Source organism: Paucihalobacter ruber, assembly GCF_006494535.1.
Lineage (GTDB): Bacteria > Bacteroidota > Bacteroidia > Flavobacteriales > Flavobacteriaceae > Paucihalobacter > Paucihalobacter ruber.
The window spans coordinates 20,006-46,280 of the sequence record NZ_VHIQ01000005.1 but is presented as its reverse complement, the minus strand read 5'-3'; the positions used below and the strand labels follow the sequence as shown (position 1 = coordinate 46,280).

The following is a 26,275-nucleotide window of genomic DNA, read 5'->3' as shown; positions in this document are numbered from 1 at the left end:
ACTCCAAACGAAAATTATTAAACATTCCAAAACAAATAATTTTTATTTATATTTAAACTCTCCACAAATCGATTGCAATAATGTCTTGTGATAACCACAAGCCCTAACCATTAATGTAAACTTTTATGATTGCAAAATCTATTGATGGAGACTCTGTAATAGCTATTAAAAACGCCCTTCAAAACAGTATTACAGAAACTTTTAAACCAACCTTGGCCATTGTATTTACTTCTGTAAAGCAAGATATTGATGCACTAATGAAAGTTCTAGATGATTTAGATTTAGAAATTTTCGGGATTACCACCAACGGCGAATTCATAGACGAAAACACCCAAACAGGTTCTATTTCCATATTGTTACTGGATATTAAAAAAGATGATTTTAAAATTTATCTTGAAGAATACCCTAACAACAACTACAAAGAAGTAGCTTATAGTATTGCTACCAAATCAAAATCAAACTTTCAAAATCCGGCCTTTATTATCGGTACGAGTCATCCGGCAACAGACGGAGAGGAAATTTTACGTGGTTTTGAAGAGGTCATCGGAAAAGATGTCAATGCTTTTGGTGGTGCTGCAGGCGACGATTATGCTTTTTCAGAAACATTTGTTTTTACCAACGGCATTAAAAATAACAATGCCATGGTATGTTTGGTCATTAATCAAGAAAACATCATCGTGAAAGGTATTGCTACCTGTGGTTGGAAAGCTGTTGGCACAGAAAAAACGGTCACCAAAAGCGATGGTAATCATGTCTACACCATAGATAACGAACCTGCGTTAGACATTACTACAAAATACGGAGGCCTTGAAAATATTAAACCCAATAATAAAGACCTGCTAATGGATCTGGCTGCCAATTTCCCGCTACAATTACAACGAGAAAAAGGAGACCCTGTAATGCGACCGGGTTTGGTTGTTGATTGGTCAGATCATTCTTTTTATACCAGTGGTGCCGTACCTCAGGGTTCGAAAATCCGTTTTTCCTTACCACCAGACTGGGATGTGATGGATAAAGTGGTTAAAGGTGTTCAACACTTAAAGGCAACCGAAATGCCCGAAGCAGATGCCGTTTTAGTTTTTAGTTGTGCTGGCCGCATATTGTCTTTTGGTCCAATGATGACTGCCGAAATAGAAGGCATCAAAAACGTTTGGAACGTACCCATGGCCGGTATGTTCTCCAATGCTGAATTGGGCAGAATGGCCGGTGGTAATTTAGAGATGCACAACCTAACGACTTGTTGCGTAGCTATTAAGGAAAAATAATAAACAAATGATTTCAAAAACAATCAAAGGAAATTCAACTGAAACAATCATCAAAGAAATTGATGAGGCAACATCTGATGGTTTTAAGCCAACCTTAGCAATCGTTTTTCTATCTATAAAACAAGACAGAGAAGCGGTTTCAAAAGTACTTGACGATAAAGGCATTCAGATATTTGGCGCTACTACTGCCGGAGAATTTATTGATGGTGATATTGAAGAAGGTAGTATTGTTATTATGTTACTTGATATCAACCATGAGTATTTTAAACTGTTGTTTCTGGAAACAGGTGAGCAATCCACTTTCGAAAATGCTAAGCAATTAGGCAGCGAAGGAAAAAATACCTTTAAAAATCCCGCATTTATTATTGTTTCCGGTTGGCTATCTAAAGATGGTGAAAATATCGTTGAAGGTATAACAGAAGGTTCTGGTGGTGAGGTTACTATCTTTGGTGGCATGGCAGGAGACGATATGTTTTTGACAGGCCCAATTGCTTTTACCCATGGAAAAAGTAGCGCCAAAGGCCTTATAGGACTTATCATCGACGAAGATAAAATTGAAATCAATGGTATAGCAACCTGTGGTTGGAAACCTGTAGGTACCACAAAAACAATTACCAAAAGTGAGGGAAACGTTGTGTACACCATAGATGATAAGCCTGCATTAGATATGATTATGAAATACCTTGGTGTGGAGTATGATTTTGATACAGGTAAAGAAATTGTAACACAAATTGGTGCCTATTACCCTTTACAAATGGAACGTGAAAATGTTGCGCCGGTCATGCGAACTGCCATGCTGGCAAATCGCGAAGATCGCTCACTTATTTGCGCCGGAAACGTACCTCAAGGTTCAAAAATTAAGTTTTCACTACCACCAGATTTCGATGCCATTGAAACTGTTATTGAGGAATGTAAACAATTAAAAGACGAGTATCAACAAGAGGCCGATGCACTCATTATGTTTTCATGCATTAGTAGACATTTATCTTTTGGTATTTTGATGAGCGAAGAAATTAGTCAAGTGCAAAAAGTTTGGAATGCACCTATGGTTGGCTTTTTTACCTATGGTGAATTTGGGAAATCAAAAACCGGAAAACATGAGTTTCATAATAACACCTGCTGTATTGTAGCTTTAAAAGAAAAATAATAAACAAATGATTTCAAAAACAATCAAAGGAAATTCAACTGAAACCATCATCAAAGAAATTGATCAGGCAACATCTGATGGTTTTAAGCCAACCTTAGCCATCGTGTTCATCTCCGTTAAACAAGACCGAGAAGCTATTTCCAAATTACTCAACGAAAAGGGTATTCAGATATTTGGCGCTACTACTGCCGGCGAGTTTATAGATGGTGATATTGAAGAAGGCAGCATCGTTATGATGTTAATCGACATGAATCCTGCTTATTTCAAAGTGGAATTTATTGAAACCAATGAACAAACCACCGTTGATGATGCAAAAAAACTCGGAGTTATTGCAAAAAACACTTTTAACAATCCTGCATTAATTATAGCAACCGGCGGAATTTTTATTGATGGTGATCAAATTATGGAAGGCATTATTGACGGATTTGGAAAATCTACCTCATCTCAAGATAGCGAACTCACTGTATTTGGAGGCATGGCGGGAGATGATTTAATTGCTGAAAAACCACTTGTCTTCACCAACGGGAAGAGTACAGATAATGCCATTATGGCGCTCATTATTGATAAAGATTACATAGATGTTAGAGGCATTGCCAGTTGTGGCTGGAAAGCCATCGGAACTACCAAAACAGTCACAAAAAGTGAAGGGAATATTGTATATACCATAGACGACAAACCGGCTTTAGATATGCTGATGAAATACCTTGGAGTAAATGTCGAGCAAGAGGCTAACAATGGGATTGTAGCATTTCTGAATTCATGGTACTATCCGTTACAACTGGAACGAGACAATGGAGATATTGTAATCCGGGCAACGAGATTTGCCAACAGCGAAAACCGTTCATTGATTTGTACAGGAAGTGTCCCTCAAGGTTCAAAAATCAAGTTTGCATTTCCACCCGAATTTGATGCCATTGAAACAGTTGTTGCAGAATGTGAAAGCATTAAGGATAACACCCAACAAAAAGCAGATGCACTCATTATGTTTTCATGTGTGAGCCGCCATTTATCTTTTGGAGCTTTAATTAAAGAGGAAATAGAACAAGTACAAAACCTTTGGAAGGCACCATTGGTTGGCTTTTTCACTTATGGTGAATATGGCCGTTCTAAAATAGGCAACAATGAATTTCATAACAATGCCTGCTGTATGGTAGCTTTAACAGAGAAACCGCAATGATGTTATTAAATCAATAATTTAGTAAAAACGTATAATCATTAAAAAGATTCCCACTGTCATGGGCAATAATATGAAAGCAAAATCAATCAAAGGAAAGTCAACCGATGAAATTAAGTCAGCTTTAGAAAAAAGTACGGCCGATGGCTTCAAACCCACACTCGCCCTTGTTTTTATTTCCGTAAAGCAGGATATAACTGCCATTATCAGCCTACTTGACGGACAAAATATTCAAATTTTTGGAGCCACATCGAGTGGTGAGATTTCAGGTAGCGATATCAGCCACGAAGCGATTTCCATTCTTTTAATGGATATGGAACCGGCCAACTTCCGAATATTGTTTAATGATTATGCGGGTAGTGAGGTCGTGGAAGTAGCTAAGGCAATGACCCAGAAAGCATTGACAATTTTTGCAAGGCCGGCTTTTTTGCTCAGCAACAGCGTCGAAAAACCGCAGGATATGGGACTGGGCGAAAAAATAGTACAATCCATTAGCCATACCGCTGGAAATGATGTAACCATCTGGGGCGGTAGCTCAGGCGACGACCTGATGTTTAAAGAAACTTTTGTATTCAATAACACCAACATTTCCAACAAAGGTATTTTGATGCTGGTGTTGAATGAAGACAAAATAGTGGTCAATGGAAGGGCCGCGTCAGGCATGACGCCTATTGGTACTGAAAAGGTAATTACGAAGTCCGAAGGAAGCTGGATTCTTGAAATTGATAACCAGCCGGCTACCGATCTCGTTATGAAATATATGGGCGAAAATCTTTCTCCGGAAGATTTTAAGGATTTCAACCTAAAGCACATTTTTTTAAGCCTGATAAGAGAAAATAAAAGCAGCATAATTCGCGCTACTATGGGCTTTAACATGGACACCAAGGGAATTGCTGTAACAGGCAAAATAAAACCCGGTGATAAATTCAGGTTCACATTAATGCCCGAATTTGATGTATTAACCGAAGTTAGTGAAAATGCAAAGCAGTTTCAGCAAACAGAAATGCCCGAAGCCGACGCGCTCGTCATGTTTTCATGCATAGGCCGAATAGACGCTTTTGGACCCATGACTTCCGAAGAATTGGAAGGCATACAAAGTGTGTACAATGTACCCATGGCAGGCTTTTTTACTTATGGTGAATACGGACGTGCCACGGGTGGAAATAATGAATTTCATAACATGACCTGCTGCTGGGTGGCATTGAAAGAAAAATAACTAATTAAAACATCTCCTTATTTCCAAATATTAACATGAACCAAAATCTCAAACACATATTAGATTTTATTGAAAGCAGTAATCAAATATCTGATGACGACAAAGCAACACTTATCAAATCCCTGAAAAATGCCGATAAAGATTTGACAATCTCAGAATTCAAACTCGAGCGTACCGAAAAGGTAAAACGTACCACCGCTATTTTGTTAGAAGAAACCATAGAAGAGCTGGAACAAAAACGAAAAGCCATTGAAGATTCTAACCAAGCATTGCAAAAATCTTTACAGGACTTAAAAGCCACCCAATCGCAATTAATTCAATCTGAAAAAATGGCAAGCTTAGGTGAACTCACTGCAGGCATTGCCCATGAAATCCAAAACCCGCTCAACTTCGTGAACAACTTCTCAGAAGTATCTGTGGAACTGATGCAAGAAGTACGCGAAGTACTAGACACCGTAAGGGCCTATCGCGATAGGCCCATTCCCGAAGATGCGTTAGATGACATATCAACCATCCTAGACGATATAGAATCCAATCTAGAAAAAATCAACCACCACGGCAAACGGGCCGATGGTATTGTAAAAGGCATGCTACAACACAGCCGCAGCAGCTCAGGTACCAAAGAAGACACCAATATCAATGTTCTGGTAGACGAATATTTACGCCTGGCTTATCATGGCTTACGGGCCAAAGACAAATCGTTTAATGCTGCATTAGAGACACATTTAGACGATTCTATAGAAAACATCAACATTGTGCCACAAGATATTGGTCGCGTAGTTTTAAACCTCATCACTAACGCGTTTTATGCTGTGACGGAAAAAAAGAAGCAACAACCGGAAAATTATGAACCCACAGTTACAGTAAGCACCAAAAAATCAAACAACAACGTATTGATATCAGTGGAAGACAATGGCAACGGAATTCCCCAAGCCATCGTCGATAAAATATTTCAACCCTTTTTCACCACAAAACCTACCGGACAAGGCACGGGTTTGGGATTGAGCTTGAGTTATGATATTGTGAAGGCACATGGTGGTGCCTTAAAAGTGGAAACTAAATCAATAGAAAATCTCCAAGAACAAACAGAGGTTACAACTGGTACTAAGTTTATTATACAATTACCATTAAAATGAAACACTCATGAATAATTATTATACAAAAAGCAGAATGAATATAAGTGTTACATCTGACCTTAAAAAACAATAAAGATAAACAGATGAAAAAACAAAAAAGAGAACTGTTAAATAACACCTTTAATTCATTTATAGAGGTAGGACTAAGCGGAGAAAATTTAGAAATACTTGAAGATATTGTGTCTAAGGACGTGGTGGGATTTGGCACTACTGTGGATGAAAAATTATTCGGGGTGAAAGAGTTGCGTGACTTGTTGTTGAGGCAAAAGGAACAAAGTGCAGGTATGGCGTTAAGTTGGAAAATCAACACGCTCGATCTTTATATCTCATCCGATGAAAATACAGCCATTTTTACCAATGAAATAACACTTTACCTGATAGTAGACGATAACCCTATAGAAATATATTTGCGATTTTCAATAGTGATGGAATATGCAGACGATAAATGGATGGTAGTGCATTGGCATGGCTCAAAGCCGGAGCATGTAGAAAGTGAAAAAGATACATGGGGCGTGCAAAGCTGGAAAGAAAAAGCAGAAGAACTGGAAAATCTGGTAGCCGAAAGAACAGCAGACCTTGTTGTAAAAAATAGAGAACTGGAAATTGAAGCAGCATTAGAACGTATTCGTGCGCAAGCCGTCGCCATGAGGGAGTCTTCAGACTTGCTTGATATTGTGGTCACCATGCGCAAGGAATTTATTAAACTAGGCCACGAAGCGCATTATTTCTGGCATATGATGTGGCTACCCGAAACCTACGAAAAAGCCATGACCTCTGGCGATGGAACTAAAATTGGTTTTGTCATGCAACTACCAAGACATATCCATGGTAATATTCCACAATTGGCCAAATGGGAAAAAAGCAAAAAACCAACTGTTGTCTACACCATGACGGTTGATGAAGCTATTGATTATGTTGATAAAATGGTATCACTTGGTGATTTCAAAAATATAGACCCTCAAGCGCCTTCTCATGACGATATTAGACATATCGGCGGCTTGACCTTTATTATGGCAAGAACCACTCACGGAGAAATAGGCTATAGTTTACCGGGGGTAGTTGAAAACCCGCCAAAAGAAGACATCGATATTTTAGTAAAGTTTGCAAGTGCCTTTGACTTGGCGCATCAACGTTTTTTCGACCTACAAAAAGCAGAAAATCAAGCTCGCGAAACCCAAATAGAATTAGCGCTTGAAAAAATACGTAGCCGAAGCATGGCCATGCACAAAAGTGATGAGCTCAAGGAAGTTATCCAAGTCGTCTATGACCAACTCGTGCAATTGCAGGTCAAAGTGGAACATGCCGGTTTTATATTAGATTACAAAGAAAATGAGGATATGCATATTTGGTTAGCCGACCATAATGCCGTATTTCCAAAGATTGTATTGCCCTATTTTGATTGCGCGCATTGGAATAACTTTATTGAAGCCAAGAAAACAGGACAAAATTTCTTTAGCAACCAATTAGGGTTTCAAGAAAAAAATAAATTCTATAAAGACCTGTTTCAGTTTATTCCAGATTTGCCTGAAGTAACAAAAAATATCTATTTTGATTTTGAAGGTTTGGCCATCTCAACGGTGCTTTTAGATAACGTCGGATTGTATATAGAAAATTATAGCGGCACTCCGTTTTCAGACGAAGAGAATGCTATTTTAATGCGCTTTGGCAAGGTGTTTCAACAAGCTTATACGCGCTTCTTAGATCTGCAAAAGGCAGAAGCGCAGGCACGGGAAGCACAAATACAACTAGCACTGGAAAGAGTCAGGGCCAAAACTATGGCGATGAAAACCCAGTCAGACCTACTTGGCATTGTAGAATTATTCGGCCAACAACTTATTGATCTGAATGTGAGGTTCACCGACGTTACCTTTATTGAAGGAGCCATTACAAAAGATAGAGATTGGGAATTATGGAGTCATATTCCTGGTGCCGACAACCTCACACGCAAAATTCACATTCCTTACGTTGATACGCCATACTTCACCAAAACAGCAATCGCTGTAGAGGAGTATATAAAGACCGGCAACCCTATCCAAACGAAATTTTTTACAAAAGAGGAGAAAGACGAATTTCTTGATCACTATTGGAAATATGCACCTGCTGTTCCAGAAAAGGTCAGGGAATTGGTATATGCAAACCCTGGTTCGACCATTGTCGATGCATTTTTGGAAAACGTAACCGTTTCCATAGTTCGCTCGGATCTGGAACCCTTCACAGAAGAGGAACTTTCAATTTTTGAACGCTTTTCAAAAGAATTTAAGCAAACTTATACCCGCTATCTTGATATCAAAAAAGCAGAGGAACAGGCAAAAGAATCAAAAATAGAAGCCGCCCTCGAAAAAGTAAGGTCCCGGTCATTGGCCATGCATACCCCAAATGAACTGGGAGAAGTGGTTAGCATAATTGTAGAGAAATTGAAAGAACTAGATGTCGTATTAGACGCCAATGGCGTCGTGCTGTGTACCTATTTTACTGATTCAAAAGATGTATTACATTGGATTGCGGCTCCTGATTTTAGTTTTGCCGGTAGCTATCTGCTACCCTATTTTGACCATCCTATTTTTAATGACGCATGGCAATCCAGAGAAAGCGGCGCGTTGTATTTTTCAAAAGCTTATTCAATTGAAGATAAAAACAGTTTTTTTGAGTATGCTTTTGAATATTCTGATTACAAGCATTTCCCGGAAGACTTTAAGAAGTGGATATTTCAAAACGACCAACACATCCTTTCGTTCGCCTGGCAGAAGAATTCCGCCATACTCATTCCCTCGCACACCGGGGTAGTTCCTTCAACAGATGAAGTAGTCATTTTAAAACGTTTTGCCAAAGTTTTTGAACAATCCTTTATCCGTTTCCTCGACCTTCAAAAAGCCGAAGTTCAGGCTCGTGAAGCACAGATTGAGGTGGCTGTTGAAAGAGTTAGGGCAAAAGCACTCGCCATGCATAAATCAGCAGAGATACTACAGGTGGCAATGACGCTTAAAGAACAAATGGAAGGTTTGAATTTAAGCGGCATAACCGCGGCAACCATTTACCTTGAGCACGATGACAACAAAATTAGAGTATGGGATATTACAGAATTAAAAGAATCGGAACAAGAACCGCAGCTAAGCTCTGATTTCACATTCAGGTTAGAAGATACTGACCCGGGCTTATGGGTGAGAAGAATTTGGAATGCAAGTAAAAAATACAGTGTGATAGAAATGAGTGGCGATGACTTTATCAAATGTGAAAAATGGATCAGGGAGTTTGATGAAACCGCAGCAGATAATTACAGGGAATTTATTAGAGCCGCAAAAATAGAACACACCTGGCATCCAACTGTTCAATTGGAAAAAGGAAAACTTAATCTGGATTTTACTGTTCCACCGCCTGCTGAAATGGAGTTTATTTTACCAAAAATGGGGGCGGCATTTGATTTGGCTTATCGCCGCTTCTTGGATCTAGAAAAAGCCGAAGCACAAGCAAAAGAGGCAAAAATTGAAGCGGCTTTGGAAAGAGTCAGATCCCGCAGTTTGGCCATGCATCATTCATCAGAATTATCTGCTGTGGTTGATACACTTTTGCAGGAATTTACCAATCTCGAATTCACGCTCACTTTCTGTATCATCAATTTGATTGATGAAAAAGACATGAGCAACACGGTGTGGGCCGCTAATCCCGAAACCGGTAAAGACCCTGAGTCTTATTACATGAAATTTGAAGATTATCCATTTCATCACGCTATGTGGGATGCCTGGAAAGATCAAAAAAAGCGATTTGTCTATACCTTAGAAGGAGAAGAGAAAAAAATATATGATGAATATCTTTATAATGATACTGAATTTAGACGTTTTCCAAAGCACATTCAGGAAGCCAACAAAGCCCTTGAACGCTATGTAGCCGGCTTTACATTCTTCAAGTATAGCGGACTACAAACGGTGAGTGTTAATCCTATATCTGAAGACGAACTGGAAATCCTAGAACGTTTTGGTAGAGTCTTCGAACAAGCCTATACACGTTTTCTGGACCTTCAAAAAGCAGAAGCGCAGGCGAGGGAAGCAAAGATTGAAGCGGCATTGGAGAGAGTTCGCAGCCGAAGTATGGCTATGCATAAAAGTGATGAACTCAAGGAAGTGATTCAAGTAGTGTTTGAGCAATTGAACCATCTCAATTTAAACATTGACTCTGCCAACTTTCAATTGGATTACAAATTAAGAGATGATTGGAAACTTTGGACTGGCACACCCGGCAACCTCTACCCCCGGTTGTTTGAAATTCCTTATTTAGATCACCCAATGTTTAACAGTCATAAAAAGGCAAGAGAAAAACAAATTGAGTTTTTAGCAGATACGTTCCCATTTGATGAAAAAAATATCATGTGGAAACACTTTTTCAAACATGCGCCATGGGTTCCAGAAGAAAGACAACAATATATTTTGAATAGTCCTGGTGTCGCTCGCTCACAGGTGTTCATGAATAACATTTCATTGTTTGTCCTTAATTACCAAGGTATACCATATTCAGAGGCCGAGAACGACATAGTTAAACGCTTCGCCAAAGTATTTGATCAAACATATACCCGCTTCCTCGACCTAAAAAAAGCCGAAGAACAAGCGCGCGAAGCACAAATCGAGGTTGCCCTCGAAAAAGTGCGCTCCCGCACCATGGGTATGCAGTCTAGTGATGAGCTGCCTGAAGTAGCCAATATGTTGTTTCTGGAAGTGCAGGCACTTGGCATTAACGCCTGGAGTTGTGGGTACAATATTTTAAACGAAGATCTCACAACTGCAACCTGCGCTATGAGTAGCGAAGGAACCTTGCAAACACCATTTCAGCTTCGCCTTTGGGGTGAAGCATCCTTCGACGAGATGGGAGAATTTATGAACAATGGTAAGGACATGTTGGTGCAAGAGCTCGGCGGAAAAGCCTTAGTGTCGCACTATGCCCATATGAAATCCTTCCCGGATCTAAAACCAACTTTTGATGAAATAGACAGGCTCGGACTGTCGCTACCCACCTACCAGATCAATCATCTGTGTAAATTTAGTCACGGTTTTCTGCTGTTTATTACCTATGAAAAGGTTCCTGATGCGCACGACATCTTTAAACGCTTTACCAAAGTATTTGATCAAACCTATACCCGTTTCCTCGATCTTCAAAAAGCCGAAGCGCGCGCACGAGAGGCTCAAATACAAACGGCATTAGAGCGCGTACGTTCGCATTCCATGGGCATGCAAAGCACCTTAGATTTTGCCAATGTCACCACCGAAATGTTTAACCAATTGCGAAACTTTGGTGAAGATCTATTTGCCACAGGCATTGTGTTTTGCGATAAGCTTGAAGGCCATGTAGAGCAATGGCACAGTATTCCGGGTGCCGGTATGCTAAGCCCTATGATTGTGCCGATTGATTTGGATTATATCCATCAATACCGTTATGACCAATGGAAAGCAGGCAATCCCCTATTTTCAATTGAAATTCCAAGTGATTTTATTGAACAGCATTTTGAAGATATTTTTAAGTTACCCTCTGCTCAAATCACCATAAAGGACTTAGAATCCCGTAACGCACCCATGCCCGCACCACCACCGTGGGAGATAGATTACGGTGCCTCGTTTAAACATGGCTATATCTTGGTGTCCTCACTCAAACCCATTGAGAACATGGATATTTTACCGCGATTTGCTCAGGTATTTGAACAGGCTTATATACGCTTTTTAGATTTACAAAAAGCCGAAGCACAGGCAAGAGAAGCACAAATAGAAAATGCCCTTGAGAAAGTGCGATCCAGATCCTTAGCCATGCAAAGTCCTGCTGAAATTATTGAAGTAGCACAATTGCTTCGGGAAGAAATGGGTGCTCTGGGTGTTGAAGCGCTAGAAACCAGTTCTATTTATATTCACGATAAGGAGAACGACTCCACCCAGTGTTGGTTTACCATCAAAAACGAGAAAGATGGTAAATCTGTTTCCGATCAAATGACTATTGATTTAAAGGCCACATGGGTAGGTAGAAAAATGCAATCGTTTTACAAATCTTCATCACCTAGTACTTCTATTGTGATGACAGGAAAGCATCGCATAGAATGGATACAATATTGCGAAGAACAATCAACACATTTTTCAACCAGCAAATTTTATGGTAATACCATCCCTACCCGTACTTATCACCTCAACAAATTTTCGGATGGCTTTATAGGCGCTGCCGCTCCCGGGGACATTTCAGAAGAAAGTTGGGACCTGTTAAAGAGAGCTACGGCCGTATTTTCATTTGCCTACACCCGTTTTCGCGATTTGCAAAAAGCTGAAATGCGTGCCCGTGAAGCCCAAATTGAAATGGCACTTGAAAAGGTAAGATCCAGAACCATGACCATGGCACACAGTTCAGAATTGGCAGATACCTCTGTCATCGTTTTTAAAGAACTTTTAAATTTAGGCATTGCCCCTAATCGTTTATTTATTGGAATCATTAAAGACAAGGGTAAAGCTATTGAAGCCTGGGCAACCAATGAAGACGGCAGTAAAATTGAAAAACACTTTCAACTCCATCCTGCAGAAAACAAATCCATTCAAAAAATGGTTGACGCCTGGAAGCAAGAAAAAAAATCTGCCATTATTGACATGAGCGGTAAGGAGCTGCAAGACTATTTTCACTATTTAAACACGGTCATGCAGATACCATTTATTCATGGTTTGCAGCAAAAAAGACGCGTTCAGACCATAGCCTATTTTTCGGGAGGTTTAATTGGTATGGCGGCACCCGAAGAACAACCACAACAAACCATAGACCTATTAGAGCGGTTTGCAGCGGTATTTAATTTAACCTATACGCGTTTTAACGATTTAAAAATCGCAGAAAAACAAGCCTTACAAGCCGAAAAAGATTTAATTGCCATTAAACAAGCCCGGCAAAAAGCAGAAGAGGCACTTAAGGAGCTGCAAGCGACCCAAACGCAACTGGTACAGCAAGAAAAACTGGCCAGTTTAGGGCAGCTTACCGCAGGCATTGCGCATGAAATTAAAAATCCGCTCAACTTCGTCAACAACTTTAGCGAAGTCAGTAATGAGCTAATCGATGAAGTATTTGAGGAGTTAGAAAAATTAGAGGACTCTGATGTTAAGGAAGACATTAAAGCCATTTTAGACGATGTAAAAGGCAACCTCAGCAAAGTACATGAACACGGCACCCGCGCCGATAGTATTGTAAAATCTATGTTGCAACACAGTCGCGGTGGCAGTGGTAAAATGGAAGCTACAAATTTGAATGCGCTTATTAAAGAATATACCAATTTGTCGTTTCACGGCATGCGCGCCAAGAAAAACCCCATCAATGTTGCTATCGATTTACAACTCGATCCTAACATCGAAACCGTGTCTCTAATCGGTGAAGATTTTAGCCGGGTGATCCTCAATCTCACCAACAACGCCTTCGATGCCATGCGGGAAACCGTAGATCATCGACCGGCAAAACTAACGGTGCGTACCAAACAACAAACCAATGCCATTGTTATTGAAGTAGAAGACAATGGTCCCGGCATTCCTGATGCCATCAAAGATAAAATCCTTCAGCCATTTTTCACTACCAAGAAAGGAACTGAGGGTACCGGTTTGGGATTGAGCATTACAAACGACATTATTAAGGCACATCGAGGCGAATTAAAAATACTAACGAAAGAAGATGCAGGGACTGTGTTTGTTATTCATTTACCCCGATGATTGTATGAATCGTGCCTACGGCACTAAGTTGCACGCAGGAGGGGGGAGTCGCGTTGGACTGAAGTCCAACTATACAAAAACGTTTCGAGCCTACGGCTCTGAGATAGAAACAAAATGAGAGCCAGAGGCTCAACACATCTTAAAACGTCAGACTTCAGTCCGACGCACAAGAAAGAAAAGACAAGAGCCGTAGGCTCAACAAATCTTATAACGTCAGACTTCAGTCTGATGTGAGAGACAAAGTAAGTAAACACCAGAGCCGTAGGCTCGGCGCATCTTATGACGTCAGACTTCAGTCTGGTGTGAGAGACAAAGTAAGTAACCACCAGAGCCGTAGGCTCGACACATCTTATGACGCCAGACTTCAGTCCGACGCAAAAGAAAGAAAAGAAAAGAGCCGTAGGCTCGGCACATCTTATGACGTCAGACTTCAGTCTGATGTGAGAGACAAAGTAAGTAACCACCAGAGCCGTAGGCTCGACACATCTTGAAACGTCAGACTTCAGTCTGGTGTGAGAGACAAAGTAAGTAACCAGCAGAGCCGTAGGCTCGGCACATCTTATGACGTCAGACTTCAGTCCGACGCAAAAGAAAGAAAAGAAAAGAGCCATAGGCTCGACACATCTTATAACGTCAGACTTCAGTCTGGTGTGAGAGACAAAGTAAGTAACCACCAGAGCCGTAGGCTCGACACATCTTATGACGTCAGACTTCAGTCTGGTGTGAGAGACAAAGTAAGTAACCAGCAGAGCCGTAGGCTCGGCACATCTTATGACGTCAGACTTCAGTCTGGTGCATAAAACCCGGACCTCGGTCCAACAAAAAAAAGACATACTATGGCAAACACGTATCACCAACTTTACATCCAAGCGGTATTCGCAGTAAAGTACCGCAGAGCTGTTCTTAAAAAGGAATGGCGCCCTCAACTACTTGCAGTTATTGGCAATTTGATTAACGAAAGCAATTGTAAAACCATCATTGTAAATGGGGTTGAAGATCATGTGCATTGCTTTTTTGGTTTAAGACCCGTTGTTGCCATTTCTGATCTTATGAAATCTGTAAAGGCCAAATCATCAAAATACATCAATGATCATGCACTAACTCCGCAACGTTTTGAATGGCAAACCGGCTACGGTGTATTTTCTTACAGGCAACGCGATGTGGATATGATTTTTAAATACATTCAAAATCAAGAAGCCCATCACAGAAAGGAATCTTTCAAAGAAGAGTATCTTAAATGTTTAAAAGAATTTCAAATTGATTACGATGAACAATATATTTTCAATGAACTTGAGTAGATGCCGAAACAGCACTGGAGAGAAAGTTTTGACTGATATCAATGCCCTGGCCGATGAATACCTGCGACTGTCTTATCATGGCTTAAGGGCAAGAGACAAAAATTTTAACGCAGATTTTTCAACCGACTTTGATCCCGATTTACCAAAAGTAAATGTGGTGCCACAAGACATTGGGCGTGTGCTATTAAATTTGATTAATAATACTTTTCAGGCAGTTAAAGAAGTTGAAAATCCAAAAGTTGTAGTTGCCACTAAACATATAGATAATACTGTTCAAATTACCGTTTCAGATAACGGACCGGGGATTCCTGAGGCTATCAAAGACAAAATATTCCAACCCTTTTTCACCACAAAACCCACCGGACAAGGAACCGGATTGGGATTATCCTTATCTTACGATATTGTGAAAGCGCACGGAGGATCAATAAAAATAGAATCAAATGAAAATGAAGGCGCTACATTTACCATTGAATTACCCATATAAAATGACTATGAGAACAACAACATCACAATTTTTCAGGAAAATACATTTCATCCTTCTGCTTTTGCTATTTGCCGCCTGCAACCGCAGCCCAAAAGATGACGGAACCACCCTCGCACCTCTCTTTCCGCAACCCCAAACCATTGCAGCCAATCCCGAAGGTGGTTATGCCATAAACCCGGTAACAGGCAATAGCATCGAACCCATCATTTTGAGCAGTGGCGACACGCTCATCACCGGTGTACCCATACCCGCAAGGGGAAAACTCATTCACCCGGACAGTGTTGCCAGTCCCAGAGTGGTCAAGGCGGTTACTGAGCTTGTCAAAGTAAATGCCCACCCCAACCGACACAAAATACCCGAAAACATCCCCACTATCAAAGTGGACCACAGCCAACTTAAAACTGTGAAATTTGGCGAAGGCAACAAAGATTTTGTTTTAATTAATTCCAGCGGTGACACCATACCCACCGGCATACCTATACCTGCCCGGGGCAAAACAGTAAAAGCCATACAACCCTTACCCACCAAAGCCCTGCCCCCGGCTTTTAAAGATGCCCTTACCAATTTACAATATTTTGATGTGGACCAAGGTATGGGGTCCTCTTATCTCAGCTCTATTTTAGAAGATAAAAGCGGAAACATTTGGTTCGGTACTTTAGACAGAGGTGTATCCAAATATGATGGTGAATCGTTTGTTCATTTTACCGAGGCAGCCGGCTTGAGTAATAATAGAGTCAGGTCTATTTTAGAAGATAAAAGCGGAAACCTTTGGTTTGGCACTCAAGGCGGAGGCGTATCGAAATATGATGGTGAATCGTTTGTTCATTTTACCGAGGCAGCCGGCTTGAGTAATAATGATGTCAGGTCTATTTTAGAAGATAAAAGCGGAAACCTTTGGTTCGGCACTGATGGCGGAGGTGTATCGAAATATGATGGTGAATCGTTCGTTCATTTTACCGAGGCAGCGGGCTTGAGTAATAATAGAGTCAGGTCTATTTTAGAAGATAAAAGCGGAAACCTTTGGTTCGGCACTGAAGGCGGAGGCGTATCGAAATATGATGGTGAATCGTTCGTTCATTTTACCGAGGCAGCCGGCTTGAGTGATAATAATGTCTGGTCTATTTTAGAAGATAAAAGCGGAAACCTTTGGTTCGGCACTTGGGGTGGAGGCGTATCGAAATATGATGGTGAATCGTTCGTTCATTTTACCAAGGCAACCGGCTTGACTAATAATATTGTCCTTTCTATTTTAGAAGATAAAAGCGGAAACCTTTGGTTCGGCACTTATGGCGGAGGTGTATCGAAATATGATGGTGAATCGTTCGTTCATTTTACCGAGGCAGCCGGCTTGAGTAATAATGAAGTCAGCTCTATTTTAGAAGATAAAAGCGGAAACCTTTGGTTTGGTACTTGGGGCGGAGGTGTATCGAAATATGATGGTGAATCGTTCGTTCATTTTACCGAGGCAGCCGGCTTGAGTGATAATAGCGTCACGTCTATTTTAGAAGATAAAATCGGAAACCTTTGGTTCGGCACTTGGGGCGGAGGTGTATCGAAATATGATGGTGAATCATTCGTTCATTTTACCGAGGCAGCCGGCTTGAGTGGTAATATTGTCTGGTCTATTTTAGAAGATAAAAGCGGAAACCTTTGGTTTGGCACTCAAGGCGGAGGCGTATCTAAATATAATGGTGAATCATTCGTTCATTTTACCGAGGCAGCCGGCTTGAGTAATAATAGAGTCTGGTCTATTTTAGAAGATAAAAGCGGAAACCTTTGGTTCGGCACTCAAGGCGGAGGCGTATTTAAATATAATGGTGAATCATTCGTTCATTTTACCGAGGCAGCCGGCTTGAGTAATAATAGTGTCAGGTCTATTTTAGAAGATAAAAGCGGAAACCTTTGGTTCGGCACTGATGGCGGGGGCGTATCGAGATATGATGGTGAATCGTTCGTTCATTTTACCGAGAAAGAAGGCTTAAATAATAATAGCGTTTGGTCTATTTTAGAAGATAAAAGCGGAAACCTTTGGTTTGGCACTCAAGGCGGAGGCGTATCTAAATATAATGGTGAATCATTCGTTCATTTTACCGAGGCGGCCGGCTTGAGTAATAATAGAGTCAGGTCTATTTTAGAAGATAACAACAGGAATTTATACATAACTACAGTAAAAGGGCTTACGCAAATTAGCCCGCTCCCTGCTTCCATCGAAGGAGGAGAAGTGTTTGCAATACAAGTTTTTGGCACACAAGATGGCCTTAAAGGATTAGATTTTTATCATAATTCTGCATTAATCGATAGTAAAAACCGTGCCTGGTGGGGAAGCGGTAAGGGTTTAACTATGTTGGATTTAAACAAGTTTAATCCATCTGCTCAAATACCACAACCATTATTAAAACAATTGGATATCAATGAGCAGTTTCTAGACTACCGCAATATTTCAGATAGCCTGGGTAATGAAATAGCATTTAAAAGCGTGCAAAAATTTGAGAACTACCCGCTCAATTTAGAGTTGCCCTACCATAAAAACCACCTCACCTTTCATTTTGCGGCCATAGATTGGAATGCTCCGCATAAAATACACTACAGTTACCTTATGCTGGGACTCAATGATAATTGGAGCAATCCTACAAGGGAAGCCAAAGCAGACTACCGTAACCTGCCCTACGGCACTTACACCTTTCAAATCAGAGCCATTGGAGAGAGTGAAGTATGGAGTGAGCCATTTAAATATACGTTTACTATAAATCCACCATGGTGGCAATCGTGGTTGGCGTATTTGATATACGTTCTGTTGTTTTTATTGGTGCTGAGAATTTTTAGTAAGTGGAGGGAAAGGAAGCTGATAGCAGAAAAGAAAAAGCTGGAACAAACAGTGGAAGAGCGAACTAGCGCATTAAAGAAAAAATCTGAAGAGCTTGTACATTCTCTCGAAGATTTAAAATCTACCCAATCTCAACTCATCCAATCCGAGAAAATGGCAAGTCTTGGAGAGCTCACTGCAGGCATCGCACACGAGATTCAGAATCCCTTAAACTTCGTCAATAACTTTAGCGAAGTGAGTAATGAATTGATTGATGAAATGAACGATGAATTAGACAAAGGCGATATTGACGAAGCCAAGGCTATTTCAGCAGATATCAAACAAAATCTTGAAAAAATAAACCACCACGGCAAACGCGCCGATGCCATCGTAAAGGGAATGCTCGCCCACAGCCGAAGCAACTCGGGAGAAAAAGTTTTAACTGATATCAATGCCCTGGCCGATGAATACCTGAGATTGTCTTACCATGGCTTAAGGGCAAGAGACAAAAGTTTTAATGCCGATTTTTCAACCAACCTAGACCCTACCCTGCCTAAAGTAAATTTAGTGCCCCAAGACTTTGGGCGTGTGTTATTAAATTTGATTAATAATGCTTTTCAGGCAGTTAAAGAAGTTGAAAATCCAAAAGTAGTAATTGCAACTAAACATATAGATAACACTGTTCAAATTACCGTTTCAGATAATGGCCCAGGGATTCCTGAGGCTATAAAAGATAAAATCTTCCAACCATTTTTCACTACCAAACCCACCGGGCAAGGTACAGGTCTTGGTTTATCGCTTAGCTACGATATTGTGAAAGCGCATTCAGGGAAGTTCATTATGGAATCTGAAGAGGGCGTTGGTACAACATTTATTGTTAACTTGCCTGTTAAAATCAATCAATTATCATGATGTCAAAAACGAAAACCATACTATTCCTTTCTTTGCTTGCAGCGGTTATAATGGCATCCTGTGATGATAATACTCAAAAAGGCGCTCTTGACCCGACCGCTTTCAGGGCGCCTGTCACCAAAGCATTTGAGTTCACCGAAGCCAAACCCATCGAATGGCAAGTTGTTGACCCGGATAGTATTGACCTTCCTCAAACCTACCCGTTAGACATTGACAAAATGCCCTCTCAGCCATTCAGCATCAGTGAGTTTAAACCTCTAAAGTCTCCAATAAAGGAATCTCCGCTGGATTGGGATCCCAATGATCGGATGAAGCTGGAGTTTGACACCATTCCGATTAAAAAGAAAATTTCTATCATTCCAACGCCTGTTGTCACCCGGATGGACAGACCACAGAAGCTCGAAGGTACCACTACCGTCCTGTTACAGCTTTCAAGAAATCAGGGGCTGCCTTCCAACGACATCCGAAAAATTATCGAGAACGAAGACGGCACTTATTGGATTGCCACCTTCGACGGAGGACTATGTCTCTACAACGGGAATGAGTTATATACTTATGATTATTTGCGAATCTGGGATCTCGAAATAGACCGGGATGGCAAATTATGGTTGGCCACTACAACTGGGATCTACGTTCTTGACTTCAAGAAAAAAACCCAAACCCATTTCCTGTCGACGGAGGTAATCCTTTCACTTCTTCCTGATCATCAAAATCGGATGTGGATGACCCATTGGCAAAAGGCCACCTATGTCATGGATAGTGACATGGAGCATTTACGTCGAATCACCAATACCGGATTTACAGGAATTCGTCCCAATTATCCATTAATGGAGGACAGGAATCACAATATCTGGCTATTAAGTCAAAACGGGGATCAAACCGTAACCAGTATCATCGGTGAAGACAGACAGTACTATACAAACATCCTGCCTAGTGGTGGCTATCATTTTCTGGATCGTGATAACAGGATGTGGATGACTTCTGTAAGTGGCGCCCATGGCATTTCATTAGACGATAAAACTGTCCGTACCCTTAATGAGAGGGATGGATTTAATGAAGAAGCGCAATTTTATGACGATGCGCAATTTTATGAGGAAGACAATCAAGGAAGATTATGGATGATCAATAGTGATAGCATCCATATAATCAACAGAGATTACACTAAAATGAAATCAATTGCGACCAACAGTCCTATAAGATTTGGAAATACGATAAAAGATAAAAGGGGCGTCATCTGGATTGGTACTACTACGAAAGGAATCCTCCTGGTGGATCCGGATGGACCTTTACCCGAGGTGCTGGGACAGTCTGATGGACTGATGGATGGTCAAATCAGGAGTTTAGAGGAAGACCATCGCGGGGATATCTGGCTCGGCACACCTAAAGGCATTAATATTTATAGCCCTTCCACCAAAACCCTCAAAGCGATCGATGAGGCAATTTTACAAATCCCAAATTCAAATAATATTTTCTTCATCAAGGAATTAGAAAAAGATAACTTTTTCGTTGATGGAACTCCGGGTTTTCTCATCATCAATCGTGCAGAAAAGTTACTAACCCACTATTTTAAAAATCAAAACATTACACAACGGACTTTCGGCGCCCTCAAAGACGAAAAGGGCAGCTATTGGTTAGCCACCGATAATGGACTCGCAGTTTATCATCCGGAATCAAATGGATTAAAGACCATCCCGGAGGAGTCTCCTCAATTAGATGCTGATTGGGTAAGCTGTATTCTCGATGATGGATCAGGTCGTTACTGGCTGGGCACGACCAATGGATTGGTTATCATAGACCCGGATAAAAATACGATCCAATATTTACGAGAAGAGGAAGGATTGTCCCATAACGCTGTCCATGAGATCATACAGAGGGAGGATGGTACATTGTGGGTGGCAACAGACGGTGGCATTTCAATAATTGATCCTGTCGGTCAAACCATCACCAATCTGGGGGAAGCAGAAGGACTCGTACCGGAGGTCGCGTACAGCTTACAGCAAAAAGATAGCACCCTATACATAGGGAGTGTAGATGGTCTCACGCTGGTAAATCCTCCCGCTGATCCAAACACGCCCTGGAATTTTTTCACCTATAGCGCAGCTCAAGGTTTCCTCTCAAATGACTATAACCGAAGAGCGAGCTTACTTCTGCCTAACGGGCAACTTTGGTTTGTTAGTGGGCCTACTTGGAAATTGAACATTCTTACACAAGATCCTGTGATTGACACCTTGCCATATCCGGTTTCCATCACCGGCCTGACGATCATGGATGAGAAACGCTCTTTCGAACGTATGTCAGATTTCCGGCCCTATCTTGAAACGGGAGATCCCTTGTGGTCCAGCGATGGCAATCAACTCTTCACAGAAAATACGCTGCCGCAAGACTCTGGATATGTATTTGAACACCAAATGCGATGGGACAGCCTGTCAAGCCCTTATAAATTGCCCATCGGGCTAAAACTACCTTATGATCAAAATTACATGCGGTTCAGTTTTACCGATCTGCGTGTCTTGAACAGGGACAACATCTCATTCAGATATATGCTGGAAGGCGAAGACGATGCCTGGATCTATGCCGGCCGGGAGCCTCAAAGCAAAAATTACTATAATCTTTCACCCGGTGCCTACACCTTTAGCGTTGCAACCAGAGGAATCAAAGGCCAATGGGGTGACCCTGCTGAATTCAGTTTTCGAATATTTCCGCCCTGGTGGCAGACCTGGTGGGCTTACCTGGCATATGCCATCATAACCATTGGCGGCATCCGGGCTATCGTTCAATACCGCTCGAGGCAATTAAAAAAGGAAAACCGCTTGCTCGAAGAAAAAGTAACTCAAAGAACCAATGAACTTCGGGAGACCATTAGCAACCTTAAATCCACCCAAAGCCAACTCATCCAATCCGAAAAAATGGCAAGCTTAGGAGAATTGACTGCCGGCATTGCCCATGAGATTCAAAACCCGCTCAACTTTGTCAACAACTTTAGTGAAGTGAGCAATGAATTGATTGACGAAATGAATGACGAATTAGACAAAGGCGCTATAGAAGAAGCCAAGGCTATTTCAGCAGATATCAAACAAAACCTCGAAAAGATCAACCACCACGGCAAACGCGCCGATGCCATCGTAAAGGGAATGCTCGCCCACAGCCGAAGCAACTCGGGAGAAAAAGTACCGACGGATATCAACGCCCTCGCCGATGAATACCTAAGATTGTCTTATCATGGCTTAAGAGCTAGAGATAAGAGCTTCAACGCAGATTTTTCAACCGACTTTGATCCTGATTTACCAAAAGTAAATGTGGTGCCACAAGACATTGGGCGTGTGTTATTAAATTTGATTAATAACGCTTTTCAGGCAGTTAAAGAAGTTGAAAATCCAAAAGTTGTAGTTGCCACTAAACATATAGATAATACTGTTCAAATTACCGTTTCAGATAATGGCCCAGGGATTCCTGAGGCTATCAAAGACAAAATATTTCAGCCGTTCTTTACGACCAAACCTACGGGACAAGGCACAGGATTAGGCTTAAGTATGAGTTATGACATCATCACCAAAGGGCATGGTGGGGAATTAAACGTAGACTCAAAAGAAGGAGTTGGCACAACTTTTTGTATTTTAATACCGACTAATTAAGAGAAATGAAAAACTTTTTACTCATCCTGTGTGCATTTTTACTTTGCTTTAGCTGTACCGATGTAACTAAAAGCAAAGAACAAAAAATTGGTAAACAAGCAGTAGGTACTGTTTTAAACGACAGTGTAATTAAAATGGAAGTCGTTCCTTTTAAAACCGGACCAAAAATTCCTAAGGAAAATTATATTTCCAGTGCTCGACCATTCTCATTAGATCCGCTATATGGAAAGGAGGTCGTCTCTTCGATTACACCTAAGGATGGAATGCCGCCCGCTCGTTTCAATACATTTAATACGGACAGTAAAGGAAATATTTGGCTCAGCAATTTCGGCTCTCAAATTTTAAAGTATAACGGCCAAACGTTTAAAGACTACGGTATTTTAGATTCTGGTTGGTATAACTTTCAAATGGAGATTACTTTCAACGACCAATTATGGTTAAACCGCTTTAATCCTAGTTCACAAGGCTTTGAGTGGCGAACATTACTTTTTGATGGTTTAAATTTTAATGAAATTTCAGAATTAAATTTTATAGAAAGTGAAAACGACGGTAGTTTAACTCAATTTATATCAAAAGGCTATAAAAATTCCACTTGGTATTTAAATACTATTGATAATACATTATTAAAGTACCAGGGTGAAGAATTATTGGCATCTTATAATATTGAAGGCTTAGCATTAGAGTTATTAACAAATGTGAGTGATTTTGGTGACGACGGTACCTTCTTTTTTGATGGTAGAAGTGATAAATTGATCAAACTTTATCATGGAACTTTTGAAGAAGTGAGCTTTAAAAACCTCATTCCTGAGGATAAAATTAACGATGTTCTAGTTATAAATTCTACCAGCTTTTATGTATCAACACCTAAAGGTACTTTTCTTATTGAGGATGGTAAGTCCACACAAATAAATGATGAAAGCTTATTCCGTGGCGTATTAGATGAGCACAATACCCTTTGGAGTTACTCAGAAAATGGGATAGTTAAAACCAATGCTCTTACAAGTATTGATTTTTATGACAATCCTGAGCTTAAAAAATTAGAACGGCTTGATCTTCATAAAGACGAAAAAGGTAATATTTGGGTTACTGGTCAGAGTTTTATGGGAAGATTTGAAAACTCGATTAAAACCTATGACAATCTCATAGAGGATAATTCTAAAAACCAGAATCGCTCTTTAAGAAGTTTGATACAGGCTGTAAATGGCGATTTTTTTTATGGTTCTTTTTTTAATGGCCTTTTTCATTTTGATGGAAACACATTGACCAATTTTAACTTTTTAAAACAACCCACGCAAGATTATGGGACAATTAATAACATTGGTAATCTAGTAGAAGATAATCATGGAAATATTTGGTTTACCCACGGTAATCGAGACGAAGTTTTCCTTACTAAATATGATGGTACCCATTTTCAATCGTATAACATGGGACAAGAACGTTTTGTTTTTATAGAACTTATTGATTCTAAAGGAAAAGTATGGCTAACAAGCTCAGAGCAGAACAATAATTATAACCTCTTAACTTTTGATGGTAAATCCTTAGTGAAAATAACATCTTCAAATAATTTAGGAGGTTTTTACTTTAGTTCTGTTTTTGAAGACCACTTAGGCAATATATGGATAGGTAGTGAAGGTGGGCTATATAATTATAATAATGAAACGATTACCAATTACTCTGTAAAAGATGGCATGCCAAATAACGTTGTAAATAGTATAAACGAAGATGACAATAATAACCTCTGGATTGGGACAGATGGTGGGCTAAGTATTTTGTCTAACAATGTGTTTACCAATTACGGAAAAGCCGATGGCTTAAAGGAAAGCAGTATTGGTACAATCCTAAAAGATGACCATAATAATAAGTTTTGGTTGCGAAGCGGATCGAGTGATAGACTTAGTGTAGTTAGTTTAGATTCTTTAAACAATCGTCTTGTCGTAGAAAATTTCTCTTCTGCAGAGGGGTTTCCAATCCCGTCAGGAAGAGGGTTAGTCGTCGATCAACAAGGTGTAGGATGGATAACCACAACAGACGGCGGTCTTGCCCGTTTTGATTATCCTGCGCTAAAAGAGAACAGCAGGGCTTTTCCAGTTTCCGTTACTAATATTCGTATTAATGGAGAGTCCATCGTCTGGTCTCACCTTAATGATAGATATGCCAATGACACGCTGGTGTCTTCAACTGAAATGAATTCCAGATTTGGGCTACAAAAAACAGAAGAAGAACTTGATCGATTAAAAAAAACCTTTACCTCTGTGCGTTATGATAGTCTTGTCCCTTATGATTTTATTCCTTTAGGTCTAAAGCTGCCCTACTCTGCCAACTCCTTAAGTTTTGAATTTTCAGCCGTCGATCCCTTTCTGGCTAAAAGCACGCAATTCCAGTATTTTTTAGAAGGCTTTGATAAAGCCTGGAGTCCGTTAGGTCAAACTAATATTGCTAATTATGGTAACCTTTATGAAGGGGATTACACGCTTAAAATTAAAGCCTTAAACCCCTACGGGATCTGGAGCGAAACCGATTATGCATTTACAGTTCTACCACCCTGGTACCGCACCTGGTGGGCATATGGTATTTATGGAGTATTGCTTTTGTTACTTTTTAAGCAAGTCCACACCTATCAGAAACAAAGAACCATAAAAAAGGAACGGGAAAAAGCTAAAGAACGCGAATTAGAACAGGCCAAAGAAATAGAAAAGGCGTACAACGATTTAAAAGCCACGCAACAGCAATTGATACAGTCCGAAAAAATGGCTAGTCTTGGTGAACTCACCGCCGGGATTGCCCATGAAATTCAAAATCCGCTCAATTTCGTCAACAACTTTAGCGAAGTGAGTAATGAATTGATTGACGAAATGAATGACGAATTAGACAAAGGCGCTATAGAAGAAGCCAAGGCCATTGCAACAGACATCAAACAAAACCTCGAAAAAATAACCCACCATGGCAAACGCGCCGATGGCATTGTAAAAGGAATGCTCGCCCATAGCCGTTCCGGTTCGGGTGAAAAAGTACCTACCGATATCAACGCCTTGGCAGATGAATACTTAAGGCTGTCTTACCATGGCTTAAGGGCTAGAGACAAAAGTTTTAATGCCGATTTTTCAACCAACTTAGACCCTACCCTTCCTAAAGTTAAGGTAGTGCCCCAGGATATCGGCCGGGTATTGCTAAATCTGATTAATAACGCTTTTCAAGCGGTAAATGGTATAGAAAATCCAAAAGTTGTAGTTTCAACCAAACATGCGGAAAACGGTATTGAAATTACCGTTTCAGATAACGGCCCCGGCATCCCTGAGGCTATCAAAGACAAAATATTTCAGCCGTTCTTTACGACAAAACCAACCGGGCAAGGTACAGGTCTTGGCTTATCGCTTAGCTACGATATTGTGAAAGCGCACGGGGGTGAGTTGATTTTAAACAGCAATAAAGAGAAAGGAACACAATTTACCATTATACTACCACTAGTATAAAAAAAGAAATTCGTGCAATCCTTAAAATACTTATAAATCAT

Annotated in this window: 11 protein-coding genes; all 11 read left to right on the top strand. The window is 40.5% G+C overall.

The features are described from left to right. Nucleotides 1-125: 125 nt before the first annotated feature. Nucleotides 126-1,265, top strand: coding sequence for an FIST signal transduction protein (locus tag FJ651_RS10655; protein WP_140990515.1), 1,140 nt, complete (start codon nt 126-128; stop codon nt 1,263-1,265). Nucleotides 1,266-1,272: 7 nt separating this feature from the next. Continuing rightward, a complete protein-coding gene (locus FJ651_RS10650) occupies nt 1,273-2,412 on the top strand; it encodes an FIST signal transduction protein (protein WP_140990514.1) in 1,140 nt (379 codons plus the stop codon). A 7-nt stretch (nt 2,413-2,419) separates the two neighbouring features. After that, nucleotides 2,420-3,589, top strand: a complete 1,170-nt coding sequence (locus FJ651_RS10645; protein WP_140990513.1) for an FIST signal transduction protein — start codon at nt 2,420-2,422, stop codon at nt 3,587-3,589. 70 nt (nt 3,590-3,659) lie between these two features. After that, nucleotides 3,660-4,802, top strand: a complete 1,143-nt coding sequence (locus tag FJ651_RS10640; protein ID WP_216746130.1) for an FIST signal transduction protein — start codon at nt 3,660-3,662, stop codon at nt 4,800-4,802. Nucleotides 4,803-4,837: 35 nt separating this feature from the next. Next, nucleotides 4,838-5,938, top strand: a complete 1,101-nt coding sequence (locus tag FJ651_RS10635; RefSeq protein ID WP_140990511.1) for a sensor histidine kinase — start codon at nt 4,838-4,840, stop codon at nt 5,936-5,938. Between the two features lie 83 nt (nt 5,939-6,021). Beyond that, nucleotides 6,022-13,635: an ATP-binding protein gene (locus FJ651_RS10630; RefSeq protein ID WP_140990510.1), complete on the top strand. Its 7,614-nt coding sequence runs from the start codon at nt 6,022-6,024 to the stop codon at nt 13,633-13,635. 836 nt (nt 13,636-14,471) lie between these two features. Then, nucleotides 14,472-14,933 (top strand): IS200/IS605 family transposase, encoded by a 462-nt coding sequence (gene tnpA / locus FJ651_RS10625; RefSeq protein WP_140990509.1) that lies wholly within the window; start codon nt 14,472-14,474, stop codon nt 14,931-14,933. Then, nucleotides 14,902-15,417 carry a sensor histidine kinase gene (locus FJ651_RS10620; protein ID WP_140990508.1) on the top strand — a complete coding sequence of 172 codons (516 nt, stop codon included), beginning with the start codon at nt 14,902-14,904 and terminating at the stop codon, nt 15,415-15,417. The genes tnpA and FJ651_RS10620 overlap by 32 nt, the downstream gene beginning before the upstream one ends. Nucleotides 15,418-15,424: 7 nt before the next feature. Further along, nucleotides 15,425-19,132, top strand: a complete 3,708-nt coding sequence (locus tag FJ651_RS10615; RefSeq protein WP_216746129.1) for a two-component regulator propeller domain-containing protein — start codon at nt 15,425-15,427, stop codon at nt 19,130-19,132. Further along, nucleotides 19,129-22,764 carry a sensor histidine kinase gene (locus tag FJ651_RS10610; protein ID WP_140990506.1) on the top strand — a complete coding sequence of 1,212 codons (3,636 nt, stop codon included), beginning with the start codon at nt 19,129-19,131 and terminating at the stop codon, nt 22,762-22,764. Before FJ651_RS10615 ends, FJ651_RS10610 begins: the two co-directional genes overlap by 4 nt. Before the next feature lie 5 nt (nt 22,765-22,769). Then, a complete protein-coding gene (locus tag FJ651_RS10605) occupies nt 22,770-26,234 on the top strand; it encodes a sensor histidine kinase (protein ID WP_140990505.1) in 3,465 nt (1,154 codons plus the stop codon). The last annotated feature ends 41 nt before the right edge of the window (nt 26,235-26,275 follow it).

Excerpts from the sequence above, each read along its gene's own strand:
- FJ651_RS10610 (WP_140990506.1), top strand. The coding sequence starts at position 19,129 with ATGATGTCAAAAACGAAAACCATACTATTCCTTTCTTTGCTTGCAGCG.
- FJ651_RS10630 (WP_140990510.1), top strand. The coding sequence starts at position 6,022 with ATGAAAAAACAAAAAAGAGAACTGTTAAATAACACCTTTAATTCATTT.
- tnpA (WP_140990509.1), top strand. The coding sequence starts at position 14,472 with ATGGCAAACACGTATCACCAACTTTACATCCAAGCGGTATTCGCAGTA.
- FJ651_RS10655 (WP_140990515.1), top strand. The coding sequence starts at position 126 with ATGATTGCAAAATCTATTGATGGAGACTCTGTAATAGCTATTAAAAAC.
- FJ651_RS10615 (WP_216746129.1), top strand. The coding sequence starts at position 15,425 with ATGAGAACAACAACATCACAATTTTTCAGGAAAATACATTTCATCCTT.
- FJ651_RS10640 (WP_216746130.1), top strand. The coding sequence starts at position 3,660 with ATGAAAGCAAAATCAATCAAAGGAAAGTCAACCGATGAAATTAAGTCA.
- FJ651_RS10605 (WP_140990505.1), top strand. The coding sequence starts at position 22,770 with ATGAAAAACTTTTTACTCATCCTGTGTGCATTTTTACTTTGCTTTAGC.
- FJ651_RS10645 (WP_140990513.1), top strand. The coding sequence starts at position 2,420 with ATGATTTCAAAAACAATCAAAGGAAATTCAACTGAAACCATCATCAAA.
- FJ651_RS10620 (WP_140990508.1), top strand. The coding sequence starts at position 14,902 with ATGAACAATATATTTTCAATGAACTTGAGTAGATGCCGAAACAGCACT.
- FJ651_RS10635 (WP_140990511.1), top strand. The coding sequence starts at position 4,838 with ATGAACCAAAATCTCAAACACATATTAGATTTTATTGAAAGCAGTAAT.
- FJ651_RS10650 (WP_140990514.1), top strand. The coding sequence starts at position 1,273 with ATGATTTCAAAAACAATCAAAGGAAATTCAACTGAAACAATCATCAAA.